The sequence below is a fragment of the Fannyhessea sp. genome, from assembly GCF_986145555.1.
Window position 1 is genome coordinate 1 of the sequence record NZ_CFRCNA010000017.1, and the last position, 24409, is coordinate 24409.

Consider the following 24409-nt stretch of genomic DNA (forward strand, 5'->3'; position numbering starts at 1 on the left):
ATTTTAATGTGTCCAACTAAGCGCGAGGCAATTTTTCCATCGTCGATAATAAACGCTAAAACAGCTCCCGAACTGGCGTTAAGCGCCACGTCGCTAATATGGCCAATCATCTGCTTGTCCTGCGATACAACATCCATCCCTTGCCAAATGATACAGCTGTCCCAATCAAGAGCTAAGCGCGAAAGAGCCGATTTCCCCAATTGGCGCATAGACGCATGAATGTGCAGCTCAGAGCCTTGTAAATGGCACACATCTAAGGGAACAAATATATCTTTACGCTTGAACATCCACAGCATGTCTGGTCGTTTAATAAGAAAGCCAACAAGCCTATCACCTGCAGGTGTAAACAGGGCAAAATGAACTTTACCCAACGGCTTTTTGTGTTCAACCGTTACACCGCTAGATGTTTTTGTGCGTATAATGTATGCTTTTTTATTCACACACTGCGAAATTCGTTCTATGCTCACGGCCTCTCACTTCCCCAAAAAGATCTTACAAAGATCATGCGACGCAACACATTACATGGATATACAAAAAGCGTAGCACTATCCATGCTACGCTTTACCATGATATCTGCATATATACTAGGCGTTAGCAGGTTCGGCCGACTCCACAACCTCTATATGAGCGCCTTCACCCTCGTGATCCACAACCTGATGAACAGCCGCCGTTGAATTTGCAACAGCTTCAGAAATCGAGTTACGCAGCAAATCCATGCGCTCACGCGCACGATCTACCTTAGCGCGAAGCTCGTCGGTAGTTGCGCTAATGGTTGGGCGCATAGCATCAAATTTATCATTTACTAATGCTGAATTACGCTCATAGGAATCTCTTGCATTATCCCATGCATCATTAATTGCATCGGCGGCAAGCGCGCGACTCTCTTTGCCCGAACGAGGAGCCACTAAAATACCTACGGCAACTCCGGCAGCAACACCAACAATGCTACCAGCAATAAAACCCAGAGTTCCTTTTGCGCTCATATTTCCTCCTTGAAAGCCGAATATACAGTTATATTCAGGTTCATATGTAACGTAATAATCTCTCGCGATATTAGTGTAGCGCACTCATGGCAAAGTTGAAACATAAAAGTGCTTTTTCGTGCGTAAAAACCATGAGTACCACCACGTATTTAGTAAAAATCAACTGATACGGTACTTGTCAGCACATGTAAAACACTTTTGGCACTCTATGCCTATTCTAGTTCAAACGCACCTGTATACAGTTGATAATATACTCCCTTAGCTAAAAGTAACTCGTCATGAGATCCACGCTCAACGATACGGCCGTGATCCAATACCACAATTTCATCCGCATTTCTCACGGTAGATAATCTATGTGCAATAACAAAGGTCGTACGACCCCGCATAAGTGCGTCCATACCCTTTTGAACCAATTCTTCGGTATGAGTATCAATAGAACTTGTTGCTTCATCCAAAATCATTACGGGAGGATTTGCTACTGCGGCACGAGCGATAGCAAGCAACTGTCGCTGTCCTTGGCTTAAATTAGAACCGTTGTCAGTAATGCGTGTTTCATAGCCATCAGGCAGACGTTCTATAAAGGTATCAGCACCACTTAAATGAGCCGCCTGCATGCACTCTTCGTCGCTCGCGTCAAGACGCCCATACCTAATATTGTCTATAACTGTACCCGTGAACAAATTCACATCTTGAAGTACGATGCCTAAAGATTTTCTAAGATCGTGTTTTTTTATCTTGGTCAGGTTAATACCATCGTAGTGTATTTTTCCGTCTGCAACCTCATAAAATCTATTGAGCAGGTTGGTGATAGTTGTTTTACCAGCACCCGTAGCACCCACCAAAGCAATTTTATACCCAGGTTGTGCATGAATGGAAATATCGTGCAAAATGAGTCTATTGGGCTCATATGCAAAATCGAGGTTTTCCAGCAAAACGTCGCCACATAAAGGCGTATAGGTAACTTCTTGACTTGCAGTATGGGGATGTTTCCATGCCCAAAGGTTTGTACACGTATCAACCTCGCGCAAGCAAGATTGTCCCTTGGCGTCACACGCTTTTTCTACATTAACCAATGTCACATAGCCTTCGTCTTGTTCGGGTAGCTCATCGAGCAAGTGAAAAATACGAGATACTCCTGCAAACCCCATTACAATCGAATTGATTTGATGCGATATTTGCGCTATTTGTCCCACAAATTGCTTAGTGATATTTAAGAATGGAATGACCACCGCCAGTGAGAGCGCCATGCCCGAAAGACTTACATTGGGTAGGTTATACAGCAGGCATATACCCCCTGCAAGAGCAACCATTACATAAGCAAGGTTTCCAATATTAAAAATAAGTGGTGGGAGCATATTTGCTGTTAAGTTTGCTTTATGTGAAACTACAAATAACTTTTCATTTGCCTGGTCAAACGCCTCAAGACTTTGTGTCTCATGGGTAAACACCTTGATTTCCTTAAGACCGTTCATGTACTCTTGTGCAAAACCCTCTACATTACCTGTTTCGTTCTGTTGAGCAAGAAAATACCCCGCACTCTTTTTGCCAACTATTTTTGTGACCGCAGCGGCACAGCCCACACCAAGAATTACCACTATCATCAATGACGCACTGTAATACAGCATAACTGCAGTTAGAGTTGCCATAGTAACCAGCGTCATGGCAACGTTGGGCAAGCTTTGCGAAAGCATTTGTCTAAGCGCGTCCACATCATTGGTGTACATAGACATAATGTCACCATGAGAGCGTTTATCAAAATACGAAAGTGGCAAAGAGTCCATGTGCGAAAACATGAGCTTCCTAAGCTTATTGATGGTTGATTCGGTAAATACCGCGCAAAGTTGAGTGCCAATAGTAGTAGAAGCAAGAGCGCACACATACACACATATCAACGCGATAATACTAGAACTTATATAAGGAATTGCCGCGTGCCAATCACCCGACTGCCAATATTTGGCTATGACAGCTAAAATTTGCTGCATAAAGATAGGGGGAAGCGCAGAAATAACCGCACTGGTAAGTATGGTTAGTAGTATGCCTATAAACATATAGGGATAAAAATGAAATATCATAGACATGAGGCGCATAAAATTTGTGGTAAAAAGCATTAAATCTTTTTTATCATCTTCTGAATTCTTACGCTCATTTGAGGACACTATGCCTTTGTGCGAGGTACATTCAAGCTGCTCGGCGTCGTGCTTTTCATATGTTTGGTTATGCATTATTGATCGCCTCCTCATAAGATTCATGCATTTGCGACAGGTGCGTTTCGCGATAAAATTCGCATTCATGCATAAGGGTACTATGCGTACCAACTGCTAGAATCTCGCCCTTTTCCATTACAATAATTTTGTCGGCACCGCGCAAAGACGACGTGCGTTGTGCAATGATAATTTTTGTAGTAGCTGGCAACGAGCGCGCAAGCTCAGCTCGGATATGTGCATCGGTTTTAGTATCAACAGCACTGGTTGAATCATCAAAAATCAAAATTTTTGGACGCTTAATAAGAGCGCGCGCAATTGACAACCGCTGCTTTTGACCTCCAGAAAAATTAGAACCTCCCTGTTCAACAAAAGATTCAAGACCATGTGGAAGTGTTTGGATAAATTCATCAGCACAAGACGCCTTACAAGCCGCCATAATTTCTTGGTCATCTGCCAAAGGATTACCCCAGCGCAAATTGTCTTTAAGAGTACCTCTAAAAAGCACACTTTTTTGCAAAACGTATCCAATGTTTTTACGCAACGACTCTATATCGTATTCACGAACATTATGACCGCCTACCAGCACTTCTCCTTCGGTAGCGTCATACATACGCGCAATAAGCTGAATGAGCGTAGTTTTTGCAGACCCAGTCATACCCAAAATCCCTACCGTCTCGCCTGAATGTATGTCTACTGAAACATTTTTGAGCGCTCTATGCCGCGAAGTAGGTGTATATCTAAATGAAACGTTACGAAAAGAAATAGACCCATCAGGCACGTGCATTATAGGAGTAGGCGGATTTGTAATGTTATTCTGCTGTTGAAGAACCTCACAGATACGCAAAGCACTTTCTTCGGAAATAACGATTGCAATAAACACAAACGAAAGCATAAGAAAACCAATAAGAATTTGAAAGCCATAGGTAATAAGCGCTGAAAGCTGACCTATATCAAGGTTGGTGCCTCGTGTTGAAATAATTGCATAGCTACCAAAAAATAGCACAAGCGTAAACATTGTATAACTTGCCATGCTCATAAGAGGAGCATTTAGTGACATTAATCGCGCGCCTTGTGTATAATCACAAAAGAGATCATCAGCTGCAGAGGAGAATTTTTTTGCCTCGTGATCCTCGCGCGTAAAGCTCTTTACCACACGAATACCTAAAATATTTTCTTCGATAATTTGATTAAGGCGGTCATACTTAGGAAACACACGGCGAAAAATGCGCACGCCAAAGTATATAACTACAGCGAGCCCTACACACATAATAAGCGATGTTCCCAGGTAAACCCAAGCGCTCCAGCCAACCATTAAAACAGAGGCAACCAAAGCAGCGCAAATAACTATAGGTGCCCTAATTGCAATCGTTAAAATCTGAATACCTGCAAACTGCACATTCATAACATCTGTCGTAAGACGAGTTACTAAACTGGAAGACGAGAATTTATCAATAATAGAAAATGAAAAATGAAGCGTACTCTTAAAAATATCGTGGCGTAAATTTTTTGCCAAACCACACGCTGCATATGAGCTTGTGTAACCTGCTAACATGCCAAAAGCAAGTGACACCAGAGAAATACAGGCCAATATACCTCCCATATACATAATGGTTTGAAGATTTGTTCCCTGTTTAATAGTATCGATAAGAAATGCCGTATAAAACGGAATAGAACATTCAAAAGCCACCTGTGCTACTACAAAAAGCGGCGTTAACAACGCAGGGACCGTGTATTCTCGCATGCTTTTAGTTAAAATTGAAACAATTTGAGTATTTGAATAAGATAATTCAGTATTTTTTGCCGATGTAGCCATAAACCTCCCCTTTTTTATTTCAAAACATATTTGTTATGTGTCTGTAATTATTGAGAAAAATCTAAATATACTGGCTGAACGAATATGCACAGCTTCGCGCAAGTACGTCGATCCAATACGTATAATACAAATAAATGATTATAAAAAGTATTTCCCTCACACAATAATATGTGTGTAATTACGTATATAAATATCTTAACCAAAAATTTTAGTGAATAACACTAAACTATGCTTTTGCATAAAAAAGTCAGGATACAAAGAGCTCGGCGTCTATGGCGCGGCGTGTGCAAACACTAACTTGGCAGCCATAAACAAGAGTTTACTGCTACGTTATGCATATTGCGCTACGCATACGCACTGCAGACGATGAACAAAATTGTGTGTAAGCCGTGTTGCTATGTAACTGTTTAACGTATTCTTCTAGAACGAGGCAGCTTCATAGTACCGTCTAAGTCAGCGCGTTTTGAGTTGCTTTTATTTTGACGAGACGTTTTCTTATCTGCAGGTGCGTCTTCTGTGCTTGTAGTACGAGAAGTTTCTTGTGGCACAGGTGCTGGTTTTGGTTCTATAGGCAACTCATCAGAAGCCTCAGCACTAGAATCTGCAACAGGCGACGCTGTATCAACAGATTCTATAGCAGCGGATTCTGTATCAGCAGGAGTTTTCTCAGCTGGTTCGGCGTCTGCTCTCTCTGTGCTCTCTGCACTTTCTGCCTCATTATCAGCGTTTTCAGCTGACGGTGTGTTGTTGATTTTCTCAGGCTGAGCGTCCGCAATATCTAAGTTATCTTCGGTACCACCGTTGTGATCTGCAACGTCGCTTGCCTCGGCATTGTCACAAGCTTCGTCGTCGCTTGCTTCGGCATCATCGCTTTCCTCGGCGGTGTCACTATCTTCTGCTTTGTCACAAGCAGCAGCACTGTCCTCAACAGACGCGCGCGCTTCAGGCGGCAGTCCAAGTTCGGAAGGCAGAGAATCTATAAGCGCACACAAACCCGAAACAATGGCCTCAACATTTGGCTTAGTACCACGTGCGCCACCAAAAGCCCAATTCATAATCCAAATTGCGCTCGAAAAAGCCGCGGTTACCAAAACATCATCATTGCATATAAATTCAAGTGTATATGTGCGCGTATCCTCCTGCGCGATAAAGGTTTTACCTGCGCTGATATCGCCTGCAAGATTAGTTTGCGCCAAAAGCTCAACACATACATGCTCAAGAAGGTGCGCAAGCTCGGTATTTCCCATAACATCTTTGAACGTGTCGGACGCATCGCCCATGCAAACATGGTTAATAATAGCTGGAAACAGATTGTAAATGCGCGTAGTTGCTTCAAGATCGTCGCACGTCATAAGAGGCGCTTTAGGGCTAAGCTCAATGGTGGCTACAAACTTTTTTGCGTCTATGGCCACTTTCTTAAGAGAAATTACAGATGACTGATAAGAGCTTTTCATGGTAGTCCTTTCACCAAAACACAGCACCTATGCACAAACAAGACACGCGCAAACCAATGCATAATTGCATATAAGCATAACACACACACTTAAAAACGGCGCTGAATTTTATAAGTTCTGCGTGAGAGTTATAAGTTCTGTGCGAGCGCACAAAAGAGGTGTCAGCAAACAAACTACTTAGACGTGTCAGTATCTGTTGGCAGCTCAGGTACAGACGCTGGTTCTTGGGGTGCTATCACATGCAGGCGACAAATGCGCTTGCGACGAACCGATTGCACGCGAAATGTATAGCCTTCAACATGAAATACCGAACCTTGTTCGGGAAGGCCATCGGCAATATCGAGAATAAAGCCCGCAACTGTTTCAAAACCCTCGCCGTCTTGTAGAGGCCAGCCCAGCTCGCGCGCATCATCAACCGAAAATCTTCCGTCTACGATCCATTCATGATCGTTGATTTTGGTTAAATACTTATTGTCGGGGTCAAACTCGTCTTCAATTTCGCCCACAATTTCTTCGACAATGTCCTCAATGGTGATAACGCCTGCAGTACCACCATATTCATCTACCACGATTACCATTTGTTCGTGATTTTGTCGCATTTCCGAAAGAAGCGGAATAATGTCTTTGGTGTCGGGAACAAATTCGGCTTTGCGCAGATAACTAACCACAGGATTTCCTATGCAACGTTCGTCAACACATGGACCTATCAGGTCTTTGATGTGCGCAATGCCTACAATGCTGTCAATATTTTCGTGATAAATGGGAATACGCGAATATCCCGTTTTTTGCATAACATCCAAAACCTCGCCAAGCGTTGCGCTATCCTCTAAAACCGTTAAATCAACACGAGGAATCATCACTTCGCGAGCTACTGTGTCTGCAAGATCAAAAATATCATGAATCATTGACTTTTCTTCTTCGGACAGCTCGCCAGAATCTTTAACTAAATAGCGAATTTCGTCTTCTGAAGCGTCTTGCCTGTTTTCACTTTTGTGTATGCCAAAAGCGGCACAAACTGCCTGCGCGCTTAAGGATGTAAGCAGAACAAGAGGTTTACTGATAGTTAAAAATGCAGCTATTGAGGACGACACGCGCTTTGCGATCTCTTCGGGGCGCGACAGGGCAATGCGCTTGGGAACCAGCTCGCCTATAACGATAGAAAAATACGAAACAATAACCGTAATAAGTGCCGTGGCTAGCATGTGCGACAGGTGTGGGGGCATTTTTTGATTGATAAGCAAACTTGCAAGAGGCTCAGATAAACTCGTAGCCGCCAACGCAGAGCTTAAAAACCCGAGCAAAGTAATTCCCACTTGAATTGCAGCTAAAAAATCTGCGTCATTTTGCGTAATTAAAAGCACACGAGCTGCACGCTTGTCGCCTTCTTGTGCTTCGTGCTCAATAAGTATGCGTTTAGCAGTAGAAAGTGCCATCTCGGCCATAGAAAAGTAACCATTTGCAATGGTTAAAAGAACCGTAACAACAATAGGCAGGATCGTATCCATACGAGCAGGCACACCTCTTAGACTTGAAAGGGCAGTGCAAAAACAGAGCCACAAACAGCTGATAATTAGCTGTGCATGACTAATCATACCCAAAATCACAAAGTGTTTTCGGTACATCTTTGTACATCATACCATGAAACAATGCAAACGGTTGCTCCTACATGCGATAAGAGCAACCGTTCAAACAGGTACGAGCTATTCACTGCGCACTATCGCTACGTGCCGTTGGCCGCTGAATACAACGCAAACAGATAACACGAGCGCGGCATGAGCGCTGGCAAAAGCTCTAACGACCTTCGCTCCTACGACGCGCATACTCGTCGGCAAGTTTTTGTTGAATATCATGGGGTACCTGCTCATAACCCGAAACAGACAACTCATACTCGCCTGTACCGCGAGAAAGCGAGCGCAAGCGCGTTGCATAGTCTACAACTTCGGCATAAGGAACTGTTGCCTCGATAGTGGTACTACCTAGATATCCTTGAGCACGACATGCATCCATGCCTTCCACGCGTCCACGAGACGCGCTTATGTCGCCCATCACCGAGCCTGCGTAACTATCGGGAACCGTAATGCGCATGTGCGCCATTGGCTCAAGCAGAACCGCCTCTGCTTGCGAAACCGCTTTTTGGAACGCCAGACGCGCTGCCGTTTTGAATGCCATTTCGTTTGAATCTACTGGATGATACGAGCCTTCATATACAGCAACTTTAAGGTCAATCATCGGATAACCAGCAAGAACGCCTTCGTGCAAACACTCTTGCACTCCTTTGTCAATGGCTGGTATAAAGCCTCGTGGAATATGGCCTCCTACCACTTCGTCTATAAACTCGTAGCCCTTATCTGGATTAGGCTCAACACGAAGCCAGCAATCACCATACTGACCAGCGCCACCCGTTTGTTTTTTGTACCTTCCTTGCGCAGACGCCACGCGGCGTATGGTTTCTCGATACGCAATACGCAACGCAACAACATGTGCATGCAAGCCCGTGCGTGCTTGCAAACGATCAAGCAAAACAGCAACTTGAGCCTCACCAATAGCCGACACGATGGTTTGACCTGTTTCTTCATCGCGATCAACATGCAAAGTAGGGTCTGCAGCTGCACTTTTTTCGATGAACGCAAAAATCTTGCCCTCACTGCCTCGCTCATCTGGTTCAATGGCAACGCGGTACAGCGAATTGGGGAACCTAAACGAAGCCGCCTCTACTTTACCTGTCACAGAGAGGGTATCTCCTGTTTGAACATCTAATTTAGGAACAACGCACACATCGCCTGCTGCCACTTCTTTTACTTCGAGAAGCTCTTTTCCGCACATATGATACAGATGGCCAAGACGCTCTTTTTTACGCGTGCGCGCACATATAAGCTCACAAGATGGTGCAATCGTTCCTGCAAGAACCTTTACAAATGAAAGCCGACCATTTTGTGCATCGTTGAGTGATTTAAAAACAAACGCAACAGGGCGTGTGTCATCAGGCGAGATGTCAAGCTCTTCGCCATTGATAAGCGGAATCCGACCAAAATCGCTCATGCTTGGGAACCACTCGTCAATTGCATTGAGAAGTGACGTAACGCCTTCTTCGCGAACACAAGCACCAGCAAATACAGGCACAAACGTGCGCGCAACCAGAGCCTTACCCAAAAGATTTTCAAGCTCTTCTTGCGTAACAGCTTCGCCTTCAAGGTATTTCATCATAAGGTCGTCGTCAATTTCTACGACAAACTCTATGAGCTGCGCACGAGCGGCGTCAGCAGCAGCTTGATAGGCTTGTGGAATATCGTCTTCGTGAATAACGTCGTCTTTAAGTGAGCGTGCGCGCATGTGAATAACATCAATAATGCCCAAAAAGTTTTCGCCCGAACCCATAGGCATAGTCACAGGAACCAAACGATCGCCATAGAGCTCACGGGCGCGGTCAAGTGCTGTTTGCCAATCGGCATCCGAGCGATCCAAACGATTTATAAACAATGCCCGAGCAAGCGAGAGGTCTTGCGCGGCATACCACAAACGCGTGGTAATAGCACCAGGACCCGATGAGGCGTCAATAACAAACACTGCTGTTTCTGCAGCGGAAAGCGCGCCGTACGCGTCGCCTACAAAATCGGGGTAACACGGCGCGTCAAGGACGTTAATACGAGAGGAATGCCATGTAATGGGGGCAAGCGTCGTTGAAATCGAAAAACCGCGCGCGCCTTCTTCACGGTCGTAGTCAAGTGTTGGTTTTGTGCCAGCATGACCGCCCAAACGCGAAGTTTTTCCACTTAAATGGAGTGCTGCTTCGGCGAGCATGGTTTTACCGACTCCACCTTGTCCAACAAGTGCCAAGTTTTTTACCTGCGATATTTCTTGTACCATACTTCCTCCTAGCAACATCTATTGGTGTTTGTGGTTGTGCATAAAGCGCGGAACAACACGGTTTTATCAAGCATGCGTAAGACCCAAACTTATATAAAACTGTCTTTTAGCATACGTAAATTGGCAACAAGCAACATCAACATATCGGGCAACGTCACAATATAGGGCATGAGCGTATAGATCGTGATGAGCGGCTGGGTAAGAACGTGCTTAAATGCTTGCGCAAAGGTCGTTGTATGCAGGTAAGCTTGTGGTAAATTTGGGTGCCGTCGTGTGCTGGCGATAGCCGTTATGTGTTGGGGGTAGCCGTTGTGTGCTGGGGGGGGTAGCCGTTATGTGCTGCCAGTTTTGCCAAAAGTCATTATGTATTGCCCGTAGCTGTTATGCGCTGTCTGCAGAACTGCCCGTAGCCGTTGTGTACCCCCCCCAAAGGTTCAAGATGAATTTGGTGCAGACTTTTAAGCAACTCACGCCAGCGTTTGAACAAATTACGATACAATTTCATAGCAAGCGAGGTTTTTGATACTTCGTGGCACCTAATCTGAACAGGACGGCTTAAAAACCCATGCAAAAACGTGCAAAAACACATAAGAAAACAGCTCCATCACACACCATAAACCAAGGTGCGCAAGGCAAGGGGAAAACGTGCCCAAAGCGTCCAAGCGCTGCTCACAAAAACGCAGATAAACAGGGTGGGCCGCGCAAACGGGCATCTGCTACTCGCGCTCGCGGCTATTGTGGTTGTGAATGGCTGGATATCCCCTATTCCGAACAGCTTATGCGTAAAGATGAATACATGCGTGAGCTTTTTGAACCGCTCGTGACCCAGCAGGGCAAAAGCTGTGCAGAACTCTTGCGCTCAATTGTGCCTATGAAGTGTACAAAAGACAGGACGCTCTGCGGCATACCGCGCTGTTTTAGGCACAAAGTAGCAACGCCCTTTGCACCGCTGTCTGTGCCTTTTGCTTCGCTCGCTTCAAAATCAAACAGCAAGGTGCAAACTAACGCGCGCATGTCAGGTATTGCCTGCGGCTTTTTTGAACCTGGAACTCACCATATTATCCCGTGTGATTTTTGCCCGTCAGAAGTACCAGGCGCGCGCAAAATTCTCAATTTTATTGCAAAAGACGCAGCTCGTTTAGGCATTAAAGCGTATAACGAAAATACACAAATTGGAATACTGCGCCACGCTATTTTGCGCTATAGCAGAAGTTGCAACGAAATTATGCTTGTAATTGTTACGCGCACGCGAAATTTTGCACAAAAGAAATTGCTGGTACAAGACATTTTATCGGCATTTCCTCATATTACAACCGTTGTGCAAAACGTAAATCCAAAAAATACTAATGCTATGCTTGGAAACTATAATGTTGTGTTGTTTGGCTCGGGTAAAATACACGACAAGCTGCTGGGATGTACCTTTGAGATAGGTCCTGTAAGCTTTTTCCAAACCAATCCAGAACAAACCGAAATTTTGTATCAAACTGCAATTGACGGTATTAAACGCATCTGCGATACGGACAAGAGCAGCAGTGGCACGGATAAGGACGGCGGCGGTACATCGAGCCGCGAGTTAACTGGCACGACTATTGGCAAAGAACGTTTAGATACACTTGACTTAGAGCACGCGCATAGGAAAGCGCCGCAGGCAATGCAAGAACAAGCAGATAAACGCACCATAAGGATTATGGACGCATATTGTGGTTGCGGTACCATTGGCATTTGCGTAGCAAGCCAAATAAAAAATGCTCTTGTTATAGGATTTGACCAGGTAGAAGATTCAATCGAACGCGCAAAAAAGAACAGACGTCTTAATCACTTAAAAACACGTTGTGTATACTCATGCGAAGATGCAACACGTTTTATGCAGGACTTTGCATATGCATGTAATGGCGTGTCGCGCTTTGAGGCAATTATTATGGATCCACCACGTGCGGGATCCACGCCTGAATTTATAAAAGCAGCTACATCGCTTGAGCCTAAGTGCATAGCATATATTTCGTGTAACCCCCAGACGCAGGTTCGCGACTTAGCCGAATTTTATAGGTTCGGATACAGCGTTGAAAGCATTACGCCCGTTGACATGTTTCCGCATACGCCACACGTTGAGAGTGTTGTATTGATGTCAAAGGCTGATTAGGTGGGTGCAAGTTTGCCCTTGTGTAGCAGGGGTTAGCGAGGGCTATCGTTAAAAGGTTTAATGCGAAGCGGCTTTAAGCTGGGTTCTCGCGGTTTTTGAGCGTGATTTTGCTGTATGAGGGAACATGTCGACGCTTTAGGGTCGAGTGCACAGGATGTTAACGTTAAAAAGTGCACCCACTTTGCACCCAGCTGGTGAAGTGGGGAATGTCAATCAACGTTGAAGCTCTAACCCTGCTATCGCGCGATTAGCAAAGCTAATCGATGCGAAGCAGAGGTAGGTCTCATGTCAAGAATCTCCAAGAGAAGCGACCGAATAGGAAGCTTCGATTGGAAAGATTCGACGGCGGAGGCTCTAGTATTGATGACAAGAATAAATTAGAGTTTGTGGAGGACTGGATTGAATATAAAAGTAAAAGAAATTGAGAATAAACTAGAAAAGGAATCTGTATCGAGAGAAGTATTGTATGATCTTCAAGAATGGTTTGGAATGCCAGAAAGTACAGAAGAATATATTCAAGATTCACAGGAAAAGCCTTTTCTTGCTTGTTATATTAATGATAAACTTGTTGGGTTTATTGTGTTAAACCCAACCAGCAAGGATTGTGCAGAGATTTTTGTGATGGGTATAAAAAAGAAATTCCATAGAATGGGAGTTGGCTCGGTACTTAACAAAGCATACGAAGCTATGGCAAGGAAGATGGGTTACACATACTCACAGGTAAAAACTGTTCAGATGGGACACTACAAAGAATATGATATTACAAATCATTTTTATATCGCGATGGGATATAAAGAATTGGAATGTTTTCCAACTTTATGGGATGAGTGGAATCCGTGTCAAATATATATTAAATATCTAGGAGTGTGAGAACTCTAAGTTTATTTGCTTGAAACCTTTTAACGATAGGCAGAGATAATTGTTAAAAGGTTCATGGATATGTTTCTGCATACGAACATGTCGATAAGACATACCTAGTGTTTACTCGTTTAATGTGAAAGCTGCGGCGGAGGCTCTAGTATTGATGACAAACGAATAGAAAAAAAGAGAATTGAGGGAAAGTGTATGTTAGAAAGTAGACCTGAATTTAAAGATATAAAATCATTTGAAGAATTCAACAAATATTATTGGTATCGAGAGGAGTTATCAAAAGTTTGTAAGTCTCTTGGATTAGAATATAGAGGAACAAAAAAGGAACTGAATTATATTATAGAAGAATATTTTAAGGGAAATAAAATAAAAAAATCTTCAAGGAATAAAAATAAAAAGATAACTGATAATATAACATTAAATACTCCATTACTAGAATGTGGATTTTCATTCAATCAAAAATTTAGAGACTATTTTTCAGAGCAAACTGGAATTAAGCCATTTAAATTTAATGCGAATATGGCAGAAGCTTGGCGAAAAGTAAAAAGAAAGAACGACAAAAATTTTACAATTAAAAATATGCTTGATGTATATAATGGAGACTCTGATTACGCAAAATATGATAATACTACTAACCAATGGAACCAGTTTGTAAAAGATTTTAACTTAGATGAACGTAGTGATAAATTTTCTAATAAGATGAAAGTTGCTGCAATTCTTTGGAACGAAGTGAGAGAATCTAACCAAAGTAAAGTATATTCAAAAGAGCTTTTAAGCAAATATGCAGATAAAATAAAAGGATATTGTAAATGAGTAAATTCTACATTATATAATGTGCATTATATATCAAAAATATAAAACTAGATATGTTTCCAAATACGTACTAGTATAAAAAACCTATGATATGTTTACCAATACGAGGAAAACATTAAAAAAAGTCAATGATATGTTCGCGAAAACGAAAAAATGAACTTTTTATCCATAGTGTTGACTCCAGGCAACTGGCGACAATGAGTTTAATGTAACCTACAGTGTAGACCAGCTCATTACAGAGGGAGAAAATACAAAGACCGTCCACTCTGCTTATATAGTGAGTGTCTATGTAGATGGTTCTGGAAATATGGTACTGGTTAAGAATCCGACCATTACCAACATACCTAAGAAATCAAGTTATAAACCAAAAGCCATTGAAAGTGAGGGGACGGTTGATTCCATTACAACCAATGAAATCAATGAGTTTTTAACGACGTTCTTCAAGCTCTATCCTACAGCGACAGCCAGTGAACTTTCCTACTATGTGAATGACGGGATATTAAAACCAATCGGAAAAGAGTACATCTTTCAAGAACTGGTAAATCCTATTCACAATCGTAAGGATAATCAAGTCACGGTATCGCTGACAGTGGAGTATATCGACCAGCAGACCAAAGCAACGCAGGTATCTCAATTTGATTTGGTACTTGAAAAGAACGGGAGTAATTGGAAGATTATAGAATAACAAATATTGGTACATTATTACAGCTATTTTGTAATCACGTACTCTCTTTGATAAAAAATTGGAGATTCCTTTACAAATATGCTCTTACGTGCTATTATTTAAGTATCTATTTAAAAGGAGTTAATAAATATGCGGCAAGGTATTCTTAAATAAACTGTCAATTTGATAGTGGGAACAAATAATTGGATGTCCTTTTTTAGGAGGGCTTAGTTTTTTGTACCCAGTTTAAGAATACCTTTATCATGTGATTCTAAAGTATCCAGAGAATATCTGTATGCTTTGTATACCTATGGTTATGCATAAAAATCCCAGTGATAAAAGTATTTATCACTGGGATTTTTATGCCCTTTTGGGTTTTTGAATGGAGGAAAATCACATGAAAATTATTAATATTGGAGTTTTAGCTCATGTTGATGCAGGAAAAACTACCTTAACAGAAAGCTTATTATATAACAGTGGAGCGATTACAGAATTAGGAAGCGTGGACAAAGGTACAACGAGGACGGATAATACGCTTTTAGAACGTCAGAGAGGAATTACAATTCAGACAGGAATAACCTCTTTTCAGTGGGAAAATACGAAGGTGAACATCATAGACACGCCAGGACATATGGATTTCTTAGCAGAAGTATATCGTTCATTATCAGTTTTAGATGGGGCAATTCTACTGATTTCTGCAAAAGATGGCGTACAAGCACAAACTCGTATATTATTTCATGCACTTAGGAAAATGGGGATTCCCACAATCTTTTTTATCAATAAGATTGACCAAAATGGAATTGATTTATCAACGGTTTATCAGGATATTAAAGAGAAACTTTCTGCCGAAATTGTAATCAAACAGAAGGTAGAACTGTATCCTAATATGTGTGTGACGAACTTTACCGAATCTGAACAATGGGATACGGTAATAGAGGGAAACGATGACCTTTTAGAGAAATATATGTCCGGTAAATCATTAGAAGCATTGGAACTCGAACAAGAGGAAAGCATAAGATTTCAGAATTGTTCTCTGTTCCCTCTTTATCATGGAAGTGCAAAAAGTAATATAGGGATTGATAACCTTATAGAAGTGATTACGAATAAATTTTATTCATCAACACATCGAGGTCCGTCTGAACTTTGCGGAAATGTTTTCAAAATTGAATATACAAAAAAAAGACAACGTCTTGCATATATACGCCTTTATAGTGGAGTACTACATTTACGAGATTCGGTTAGAGTATCAGAAAAAGAAAAAATAAAAGTTACAGAAATGTATACTTCAATAAATGGTGAATTATGTAAGATTGATAGAGCTTATTCTGGAGAAATTGTTATTTTGCAAAATGAGTTTTTGAAGTTAAATAGTGTTCTTGGAGATACAAAACTATTGCCACAGAGAAAAAAGATTGAAAATCCGCACCCTCTACTACAAACAACTGTTGAACCGAGTAAACCTGAACAGAGAGAAATGTTGCTTGATGCCCTTTTGGAAATCTCAGATAGTGATCCGCTTCTACGATATTACGTGGATTCTACGACACATGAAATTATACTTTCTTTCTTAGGGAAAGTACAAATGGAAGTGATTAGTGCACTGTTGCAAGAAAAGTATCATGTGGAGATAGAACTAAAAGAGCCTACAGTCATTTATATGGAGAGACCGTTAAAAAATGCAGAATATACCATTCACATCGAAGTGCCGCCAAATCCTTTCTGGGCTTCCATTGGTTTATCTGTATCACCGCTTCCGTTGGGAAGTGGAATGCAGTATGAGAGCTCGGTTTCTCTTGGATACTTAAATCAATCATTTCAAAATGCAGTTATGGAAGGGATACGCTATGGTTGCGAACAAGGATTATATGGTTGGAATGTGACGGACTGTAAAATCTGTTTTAAGTATGGCTTATACTATAGCCCTGTTAGTACCCCAGCAGATTTTCGGATGCTTGCTCCTATTGTATTGGAACAAGTCTTAAAAAAAGCTGGAACAGAATTGTTAGAGCCATATCTTAGTTTTAAAATTTATGCGCCACAGGAATATCTTTCACGAGCATACAACGATGCTCCTAAATATTGTGCGAACATCGTAGACACTCAATTGAAAAATAATGAGGTCATTCTTAGTGGAGAAATCCCTGCTCGGTGTATTCAAGAATATCGTAGTGATTTAACTTTCTTTACAAATGGACGTAGTGTTTGTTTAACAGAGTTAAAAGGGTACCATGTTACTACCGGTGAACCTGTTTGCCAGCCCCGTCGTCCAAATAGTCGGATAGATAAAGTACGATATATGTTCAATAAAATAACTTAGTGTATTTTATGTTGTTATATAAATATGGTTTCTTGTTAAATAAGATGAAATATTTTTTAATAAAGATTTGAATTAAAGTGTAAAGGAGGAGATAGTTATTATAAACTACAAGTGGATATTGTGTCCTGTATGTGGAAATAAAACACGATTAAAGATAAGGGAAGATACTGAATTAAAAAAATTCCGGGTGCATTTTTGCCCTTGTGTAGCAGGGGTTTACAGGGGTAAACGTAAAAAGGTTTAGCGTTTGTTGTAATTGCAAGGCTTCGTTTTAGTTTTTTAAGCAGCCGATAGGAACTATGTAAACACCGTCTTTACGACAATACGCAAAATCACCTGTTCCAGTTAAAATCATAAGGAAAGATGGCTTGTTCATTTTATCGGTGTCGATTTTTTCTTTCATTGTTTTAAGGCTTTTTGCGCCTTCTTCAATGAGTTTTTCGCCTCCGAGTTTAATTTCAATAAGCCCGTATTTACCGTTTCTTAAATGAATAACAGCATCGCATTCCTGTCCGTCTTTATCTCTGTAGTGGTAAACCTCACCGCCTAGAGAATCCGCAAAAATACGCAGATCTCTGATGCAAAGTGTTTCGAATAGAAAACCGAAAGTATTTAAGTCGTTTATCAAGTCGTTTGGACCTATTCCCAAAGCTGCCGCAGCGATAGATGGGTCGATATAATAACGCGTATTGGATGAACGAATGGCAGTTTTTGATCTTAGATTTGGATTCCAAGCAGGCATATCTTCTATAACAAATATTTTGCGAAGCGCATTAACATACGACGCAACAGTTTCCTCACTAATTGTCGTGTCTTCATTAGCAGAAATATCCCGCGAAAGCACAGTATTTGGTACTTGTGCTCCTTGATTCCTTGCGTATGAGCGCATAAGACGCTTAACTTTTTCAGCATCTTTTTGAACGTCATCAGCACGATTAATGTCGGAGTGTACAACAGCATCATAGTAATCAACAGCTTGATCTAAAGCAATCTCATCGCGCATGTCCACTGATTGCGGCCATCCTCCACGGCATATAAGAAAAGATAGGTGGTCAATACTCAAGTTTGAATCGCCTTCAATGCTCTTAATTCCTGCAAAAAGGTTTTTCAAGCTAACTTCGCCCGTTGAATCACCAGATTCATACAAACTCATTGGTCTCATTGTTAGCCACGTGAAGCGTCCAGTACCAGAGTGGGTAATTTCTGTAGTGTCTGCAGGGACAGCAGAACCAGTTAAGATAAATTGGCCAAGCTCACTGCGATGATCAACTTCAAATCGTATTGCATCCCAAAGTTTTGGAGCAAGTTGCCATTCGTCGATTAATCTTGGGGTATCTCCTTTCAGTAATCGCTTTGGGCGTATCTGCGACATAGTGATATTCTGTTCTTTCTTTTCGGGGTCATCCATATATAAAACGCTTGCTGCAAATTGTTCTGCAGTAGTGGTTTTCCCGCACCACTTCGGCCCTTCAATCACTACCGCGCCTTTGCCTTCTAGTTTTCTTTTTAAAATATTGTCAGCAATTCTTTTCCTGTACTTTTTCAACCGTGTCACCTGTCTTAAATAAGTCTGCTCATATTTTCGAATGATAATTATGAATTATATCATTATTTTCCGACGATTGGCGAGTTTTTGTTCCGATGTTTGGCGGAGTTTCATTACGACGATTGGCGAGTTTTTGTTCCGATGTTTGGCGGAGTTCGTGAGGATGATTGGAAAGCTCGTTGCATGAAATGTATGTCATCAAGTCATAAAGGGGAAAATATTTAGTATGTGCAGCAATTCTTTTGTCGCGTGTTTTGGCTGTATGGAGGAAGATATCAACGCTTGAGGGTCGAGTGCACAGGATGTTGTTATGTTCACCGCGCGAGAAGCTGTTAACATGCTTCGCTCAAAGTTGAAAGCAAACTGTGCTTTCAACTTTGAGCAAGCTCAGCGAATCGAAGCGCATTCGCGAATTATGTTTTAATCGCTCATGCAAGTCGATTCGCTACTTTGCACCCACCCTGTGAAGTGGGAAATTTATGCAGAAGGGAATGTGCTCTATCATATGGAGGAGAAAAACATACGAGTCTAGTGAACAGGTTTAATGCTGTAGAATCAAGACTTAAAGAAGTCAAAGCCGATATTGTTGAAAAGCAAGCGAGGCGCGATGAGGTTGAATATTTTATCGAGGACTTGAAAAAGCAGGACTTGTTAACAGCGTTCGATGAAAACGTCTGGCTGAGCATGGCTGACTATCTAACCGTGCGTCACGATGGAAAGGTTGAGTTTACTTTTCTTGATGGGAGCGTAATGAAAATAGACGGGTAAACAACGAATATACAATATATAAAGGCAAGTCAATATAGACTTTTTCTTGTATGATCAGCATATTAAAAGTTATGCATAAAAGGTTGACAAGCCATGAAAAGACTGACAAAATCCTTGACAGACAGACAGCATAACACTGTCTCTACGCGGTCGGATGCACAGCTAAAGAAGCTTGGCACTGGTGGAGAGGTTAAGGAAATGGATAAGCTCGTTCGTTTTTGCCGTGAAGTGGCGACATTCGGCTTGACGGTTGCCTTAATCGCGATGCTGGTTGCCTTAATATGGGATGGCACACTTGCTATTAGAGTTGGTTTTACCTCTTTTGTTATTGGTGTCATAGTGATCTCGCTTAAGACTGTCCATCGAAAGACTGATTGAATTTTGTTTGGTTCAAGTCAATAGTTGAATATCTCACGTTGGGTGACTATTACTAATTTCTGTCAGTAATAGTCACTTCTTTTTATGAATCTTAAAGTCAGGCTCAATGTCCGTCCTGTTTAGTATATCGGATGAAGTATTAGACACGTTGAAGAATAATATTAGAGAAATTATCGCGGGCAATAACTTAAACGAGCTTGAAACGGTTGATAAAAGAATTGCAGACAAACAAGCGACACTACTAACTTTGCTTAAAGCTAAAAAAGACTACACGAAAATAGCTGATGAGATTGATAAGCTTAAAGTGAAGAAACAAAAGCTTCTTATAGAAAAAGCAGGTCAAGAAGATGCTAAAAAACGAATCAGAGAAATGGAAGATTTTCTGAAAAGTGAGCGTCACGATATTAGTGAATATGACGAGAAGCTGGTAAGAAAGTACATCGTAAAAGCCAAAAGGCTGTAAACGTCTGAAACGTTACACAATCCAACCTAGGGGGGAACCCTCTCTAGGCTGTTTTTTGTTTTATGCTCAAAAACCAAGCTATTAAGCAGGTCTTAAACCTTTTTAACGATAGCTTTTCCTATCGTTAAAAAGGCACCCACTATCCATTCTGGGCACTCAAAATTTAGACAGACTTCCCAATAGCTTACTCATCAGTAAATTCAAATAAATCTTCTACTTTTACTTTGAAAATTTTTGCGATATCCATGGCCAGTTTTAAAGACGGATTATACCTACCGTTTTCTAGATGAACAATAGTTTCTCTTCTGACATTAACCATTTCAGCCAGCTCTGACTGTGTATAGTTTGCTTTTTCTCGGTAATCTTTTAGTTTTGTTATTAACGCCATAGCTATACCCCTTTTGAATTCAAGATAAGGAACAGCATGGTACGAAGCATTGCGATTGCGATAATGCTTCCGATGATTAGCCAGCCCATCATTGCAGTTGACATAGCATTGACGTGCCCTAAAATCCCTCCCGCATACGCAACTATTACCATTAAAACAGTTAGAACTTTCAGGCATATTGCATCGCATTTGCGTAGTATTTTTATCGCCAACTCATCAAAACATTCTTTCTTATACTTATGTACCCTATGATAATGAGCGAGCAATATAAGGAATAAGAATCCGCCGAAGTAAGCTGAATATTGGTGATATTCGGGCATCCAATCGGATCTACTCCACATCCAATAGTAACCTGCAACTAATAAGGCAATGACAATTTTTGTTGCTACAATTTCTAGTATTGATACTTTTTTCTTCATATTAATCTCCTTATAATGTAAAATCACAAAGTGATATATTTCTAACACATGTTATAAATATATCACTTTGAAAACAGCTTATCAATATCGAGCTTGCAAATTTCTTTTGGACACAAAGAATAGAGAATTTCAGCTTAGGTCAAGCTCTAACGTTGGTGTAAATTCATTTTGTAAATCTAACCTCAAAATATGTCCGTTATAAAATTATTTCTAAATAGAGTAGAATTACATGGGCTTATCCCTCCTAATGTAGTTAGATTAAATTCCATAGTGGAAATAATTCTAAATAGAAAGATGCATAGATTTATTAATATGATGATTCATTTGAAAAATAATTATCGTAAAAGATAGAATCAAGCCATTTTTAGATGAAAATGGGATACTCACTCTTAATTTATTCGACTTCTTAGTGGATAAGCATAGTTTAGATTTATAACGAATACCTTTATTTATTAATATGGATATATTCCCACATACGAAGCTTTGAAAAACATCTCATTTTATCCATACTGACCACTTAATCCAGCTTGTCGCCTAGTGTGTCCCAAATTCTGGGGCCATCTCAATGCTCAAAAATTAAGCTATTAAGCCAATCTTAAACCTTTTAACGATAGCTCGCTCCTATCGTTAAAAAGTGCACCCACTATCCATAGTGTGCACTCAAAAAAGTGTAGATATACTAGGAGTTCTCTCAATCCACGTAAAGACCTTAGTGTTGATGTCAAAGGCTGATTAGGTGGGTGCAAATTTGCCCTTGTGTAGCAGGGCTTAGCGAGGCTAAGCGTTAAAAGGTTTTATGAGAAGTGGCTTTAAGCTTATTTCTCGAGATTCTAGATGTGATTTTGCTGTTTTGTTGTTGAGTGGTTGTGCGATTTAGGTGCTTATGTTTTGGGGAACAAAACGGTATAAGATTTGTAAAAAAGTTCCCTACATTATTGATTATTGGGGAACAAATCATTATATTATTTAAATAAATGTTCCCCAATTTATGGGCGAATAGAATTCTGCATGTTTTAGCAGAATCTTTGTACGTAGTCTTTCTATAGAACTTTTGCATAGGACTTGTTTGGAAGGGTTTAGTTAAAAGAACCCATGTAAAAAGGGTTTAACTAGAAGAGTCTACCTAAAAGCGTTTCGCTAAAAATGCTTATGCAAAAGAATCAGCTGAAGGAGTGTGAATATGGCTGCAAAATATGATGATGTACAAGAATTGCTTAGAAAAAAGGCTGATCTTAATGCCCGTTTGAGTTTGCTTGCGTATGATGGAACCCCTGAAATCAAAACTCGTGGAGATGGCAAATACTTATACACCAGAAAGCGTGTTTCGGGAAAGTTGACGTCTACGTATGTTGGTGTGTATTCGGACGATTTGTATAATCTTCTTCTTCGCAATGCAAGTGAATCTAGGCAATTGCGTAAGGAGCTTCGCGCTGTGGTAAGGCAGCTCGCGAATGCTGGATATTCTAATAGTGAGTTATCTGCTGATTTGGTGAACAATATTGCTTTTGCAAGGGCTAACTTAAAAGCGAATATTTACGATCAGGCTGTTTTGGAAGGCGTTGCTACTACTTTTCCTCAAACTGAAGAGATTATAGATAACGGAAAAGTGTTTGGTGTTTCTGCGAGTGACGTTCAAAAAATCTTGAATTTGAAGCATGCCTGGGAGTTTATTTTAGACGAGGATGTCGTGTTAAGTAGGTCTGATTATTACATGCTTAGTCATATTGCGAGACTTGTTAATGAGGGTTTTTTCTTAGACGGCGGTCGCATCAGGGGTGTTCCTGTTGCGATTGGCGGATCTACTTATATTCCGCCTATTCCTAATGAAATAGATGTTAAAGAAAAAATAAGGAATATTGTTGAAGGTGAGAAAGTCAGCGGGAATGTTGAAGGTAAAGTTGGAAAGAAAGAGCCTATTGATATTGCGATTGAATTATGCGTTTACTGTATGAAGTCGCAGATATTTTTAGATGGGAATAAGAGGGCTTCTGTAATCTTTGCGAACCATTATTTGATTTCTCATGGCAGGGGCTTGTTGGTTATTCCAGAAAATAAGGTTCCTGAGTTTAAGAAGTTGCTTGTTAAGTATTATGAAGGTGAAGATTTGCAGGTGATTGCTTCGTTTATGAGGGAATATTGTTGGAGGCATTAAACGCACGCGATGATATTTGCTCTTCTGTTTCTGTAAATCTTGTTGTTTATGAAGAGTATAGTTTGCTAGTAAATGAAGAGATGAGCATTAATAATCTAGACAAATTAATACGAAAAAGTAATATATATGTAAAGATTATTACGGTAATCAAAGCGATGGTAGATCTTGTTTACTGAATAATCTGTTTTATACGTATTTGATACAAAGTAGTGTTACAAAAAAGGAGGCTAGTAGTGTTATGAGAAGTAAAACTATTTTTTGTAAAAACATTTTTCAAAGTTGTCTTGTTATGCTTCTGCTGCTAGGCTCTCTCTTCTCTCTTGCTGGATGTGCTGATGATGATGAGAAGGCGGAGCTTGCGTCGTATCATTGGGAAACAGTAGCGGTTTCTCAAGAAGAGTTTCGTATACCAGAAAACTATATGAATAAAGATGAGTTGTATCTCTTTGTGTCACGAGATATTCTGGATTCTCATTATGATTTGTCTAAAGTCACTCTTGGAGATAAACCCATCAAATTAGTTGACTCATCGTTCAATTTACCTGGTCCAGGACTTAAAGCTTTATTTTTGGTTGGGAAATTTGATTTAAAAGACAAGTCAAGTTCTGTTGTTCTTAAAGTACCGGGTATTAATAAAACAGGTGATGTTGCTATAGGTTATAAGAAGAAAAAGTAATATTTTGCACTCAAGAATCAAGCTATTAAGCCAATTTTAAACCTTTTAACGATAGCTTTTTCTATCGTTAAAAAGTGCACCTCTTTTTTGTTTGTATATTTGGTTGTATCATACATTATTTTTCTACTAGAAGTTGTGCTTTATGGAAAAGAAAAATTTTATGAATGCGAAAAGCTCACACTAATTGAAAAAAGTTAAAAAAATTCTTTAACAAAGCTTGAATGGGGGTGCGGGCAATTGGGAACAGCTCGCTTGTGATGCCTACTTTATCTGCTGGTTCTACCCGTTAAAAGCCATATTACAAATATACTGCCAGGTACGATTTGGTAAAATTTTCAAGGAAAAATTCAAAGAAGAAGCCGTATGTCCAGTTACCATCTGTACCCGTGATCGTACACCGTTCTATAAAAACGCAGCACACACACCGCATAGTGTTGCGGATTCGTGCATGCTGCGCTTCGCCTTTCTCTGATTATGAACGCCACGCGCCGCTTCCC

Annotated in this window: 21 protein-coding genes and 1 pseudogene; 12 read left to right on the forward strand and 10 right to left on the reverse strand. The window is 40.7% G+C overall.

The window, feature by feature from the left end; translation table 11 throughout:
• The 7 genes from AC5GD6_RS04375 to AC5GD6_RS04405 all read right to left on the reverse strand — a co-directional run.
• Positions 1-467, reverse strand: a 467-nt coding sequence (locus AC5GD6_RS04375; RefSeq protein WP_491846316.1) for a PRC-barrel domain-containing protein, incomplete at its 3' end; no start/stop codon positions are given.
• Positions 468-584: 117 nt separating this feature from the next.
• On the reverse strand, positions 585-983 hold the full coding sequence (locus AC5GD6_RS04380; RefSeq protein WP_311439270.1) for a YtxH domain-containing protein: 399 nt from the start codon (positions 981-983) through the stop codon (positions 585-587).
• A 212-nt stretch (positions 984-1195) separates the two neighbouring features.
• Positions 1196-3205 carry an ABC transporter ATP-binding protein gene (locus AC5GD6_RS04385; RefSeq protein WP_491846317.1) on the reverse strand — a complete coding sequence of 670 codons (2010 nt, stop codon included), beginning with the start codon at positions 3203-3205 and terminating at the stop codon, positions 1196-1198.
• Complete coding sequence (locus AC5GD6_RS04390) at positions 3198-5000, reverse strand: ABC transporter ATP-binding protein (protein ID WP_491846318.1); 1803 nt, start codon at positions 4998-5000, stop codon at positions 3198-3200. Before AC5GD6_RS04390 ends, AC5GD6_RS04385 begins: the two co-directional genes overlap by 8 nt.
• 407 nt (positions 5001-5407) lie before the next feature.
• Positions 5408-6454, reverse strand: coding sequence for a cyanophycin synthetase family protein (locus AC5GD6_RS04395; protein ID WP_491846319.1), 1047 nt, complete (start codon positions 6452-6454; stop codon positions 5408-5410).
• 173 nt (positions 6455-6627) lie between these two features.
• Positions 6628-7959: a hemolysin family protein gene (locus AC5GD6_RS04400; protein WP_491846320.1), complete on the reverse strand. Its 1332-nt coding sequence runs from the start codon at positions 7957-7959 to the stop codon at positions 6628-6630.
• A 286-nt stretch (positions 7960-8245) separates the two neighbouring features.
• Complete coding sequence (locus AC5GD6_RS04405) at positions 8246-10318, reverse strand: elongation factor G (RefSeq protein WP_491846321.1); 2073 nt, start codon at positions 10316-10318, stop codon at positions 8246-8248.
• A gap of 565 nt (positions 10319-10883) precedes the next feature.
• Here AC5GD6_RS04405 and AC5GD6_RS04410 point away from each other — a divergent pair.
• The 7 genes and pseudogenes from AC5GD6_RS04410 (at position 10884) to AC5GD6_RS04440 (ending at position 17366) form a co-directional block, all read left to right on the forward strand.
• Positions 10884-12458, forward strand: coding sequence for a class I SAM-dependent RNA methyltransferase (locus tag AC5GD6_RS04410; protein ID WP_491846322.1), 1575 nt, complete (start codon positions 10884-10886; stop codon positions 12456-12458).
• A 399-nt stretch (positions 12459-12857) separates the two neighbouring features.
• Positions 12858-13328 carry a GNAT family N-acetyltransferase gene (locus AC5GD6_RS04415; protein WP_491846323.1) on the forward strand — a complete coding sequence of 157 codons (471 nt, stop codon included), beginning with the start codon at positions 12858-12860 and terminating at the stop codon, positions 13326-13328.
• 195 nt (positions 13329-13523) lie between these two features.
• Positions 13524-14141 (forward strand): SAP domain-containing protein, encoded by a 618-nt coding sequence (locus tag AC5GD6_RS04420; protein WP_004574894.1) that lies wholly within the window; start codon positions 13524-13526, stop codon positions 14139-14141.
• Positions 14142-14343: 202 nt separating this feature from the next.
• Positions 14344-14826 (forward strand): annotated as a pseudogene (locus AC5GD6_RS04425) (conjugal transfer protein); the annotation flags it as partial.
• 274 nt (positions 14827-15100) lie between these two features.
• Entirely contained in the window at positions 15101-15187 is an 87-nt protein-coding gene (locus tag AC5GD6_RS04430) for a tetracycline resistance determinant leader peptide (protein WP_011058339.1), read from the forward strand.
• 15 nt (positions 15188-15202) lie between these two features.
• Positions 15203-17122, forward strand: coding sequence for a tetracycline resistance ribosomal protection protein Tet(M) (gene tet(M), locus AC5GD6_RS04435; protein ID WP_000691736.1), 1920 nt, complete (start codon positions 15203-15205; stop codon positions 17120-17122).
• Between the two features lie 118 nt (positions 17123-17240).
• The gene (locus AC5GD6_RS04440; protein ID WP_491846324.1) at positions 17241-17366 is read left to right on the forward strand and encodes a cysteine-rich KTR domain-containing protein; all 126 of its coding nucleotides are present in this window, start codon (positions 17241-17243) and stop codon (positions 17364-17366) included.
• Between the two features lie 27 nt (positions 17367-17393).
• Here AC5GD6_RS04440 and AC5GD6_RS04445 read toward each other — a convergent pair whose 3' ends face one another.
• Complete coding sequence (locus tag AC5GD6_RS04445; RefSeq protein ID WP_491846325.1) at positions 17394-18668, reverse strand: ATP-binding protein; 1275 nt, start codon at positions 18666-18668, stop codon at positions 17394-17396.
• Between the two features lie 531 nt (positions 18669-19199).
• Here AC5GD6_RS04445 and AC5GD6_RS04450 point away from each other — a divergent pair.
• The 3 genes from AC5GD6_RS04450 (at position 19200) to AC5GD6_RS04460 (ending at position 20277) form a co-directional block, all read left to right on the forward strand.
• A complete protein-coding gene (locus AC5GD6_RS04450) occupies positions 19200-19436 on the forward strand; it encodes a hypothetical protein (RefSeq protein ID WP_491846326.1) in 237 nt (78 codons plus the stop codon).
• 93 nt (positions 19437-19529) lie between these two features.
• On the forward strand, positions 19530-19814 hold the full coding sequence (locus AC5GD6_RS04455) for a hypothetical protein (RefSeq protein WP_491846327.1): 285 nt from the start codon (positions 19530-19532) through the stop codon (positions 19812-19814).
• Between the two features lie 148 nt (positions 19815-19962).
• Positions 19963-20277: a hypothetical protein gene (locus AC5GD6_RS04460; RefSeq protein ID WP_491846328.1), complete on the forward strand. Its 315-nt coding sequence runs from the start codon at positions 19963-19965 to the stop codon at positions 20275-20277.
• Positions 20278-20461: 184 nt separating this feature from the next.
• Here AC5GD6_RS04460 and AC5GD6_RS04465 read toward each other — a convergent pair whose 3' ends face one another.
• Positions 20462-20665: a helix-turn-helix transcriptional regulator gene (locus tag AC5GD6_RS04465; protein ID WP_040327134.1), complete on the reverse strand. Its 204-nt coding sequence runs from the start codon at positions 20663-20665 to the stop codon at positions 20462-20464.
• Positions 20666-20667: 2 nt separating this feature from the next.
• On the reverse strand, positions 20668-21084 hold the full coding sequence (locus AC5GD6_RS04470) for a hypothetical protein (RefSeq protein ID WP_491846329.1): 417 nt from the start codon (positions 21082-21084) through the stop codon (positions 20668-20670).
• A gap of 1180 nt (positions 21085-22264) precedes the next feature.
• Here AC5GD6_RS04470 and AC5GD6_RS04475 point away from each other — a divergent pair.
• Positions 22265-23236 carry a DUF6788 family protein gene (locus AC5GD6_RS04475; protein ID WP_296157715.1) on the forward strand — a complete coding sequence of 324 codons (972 nt, stop codon included), beginning with the start codon at positions 22265-22267 and terminating at the stop codon, positions 23234-23236.
• A 238-nt stretch (positions 23237-23474) separates the two neighbouring features.
• Positions 23475-23912, forward strand: coding sequence for a hypothetical protein (locus AC5GD6_RS04480; RefSeq protein ID WP_464361842.1), 438 nt, complete (start codon positions 23475-23477; stop codon positions 23910-23912).
• The last annotated feature ends 497 nt before the right edge of the window (positions 23913-24409 follow it).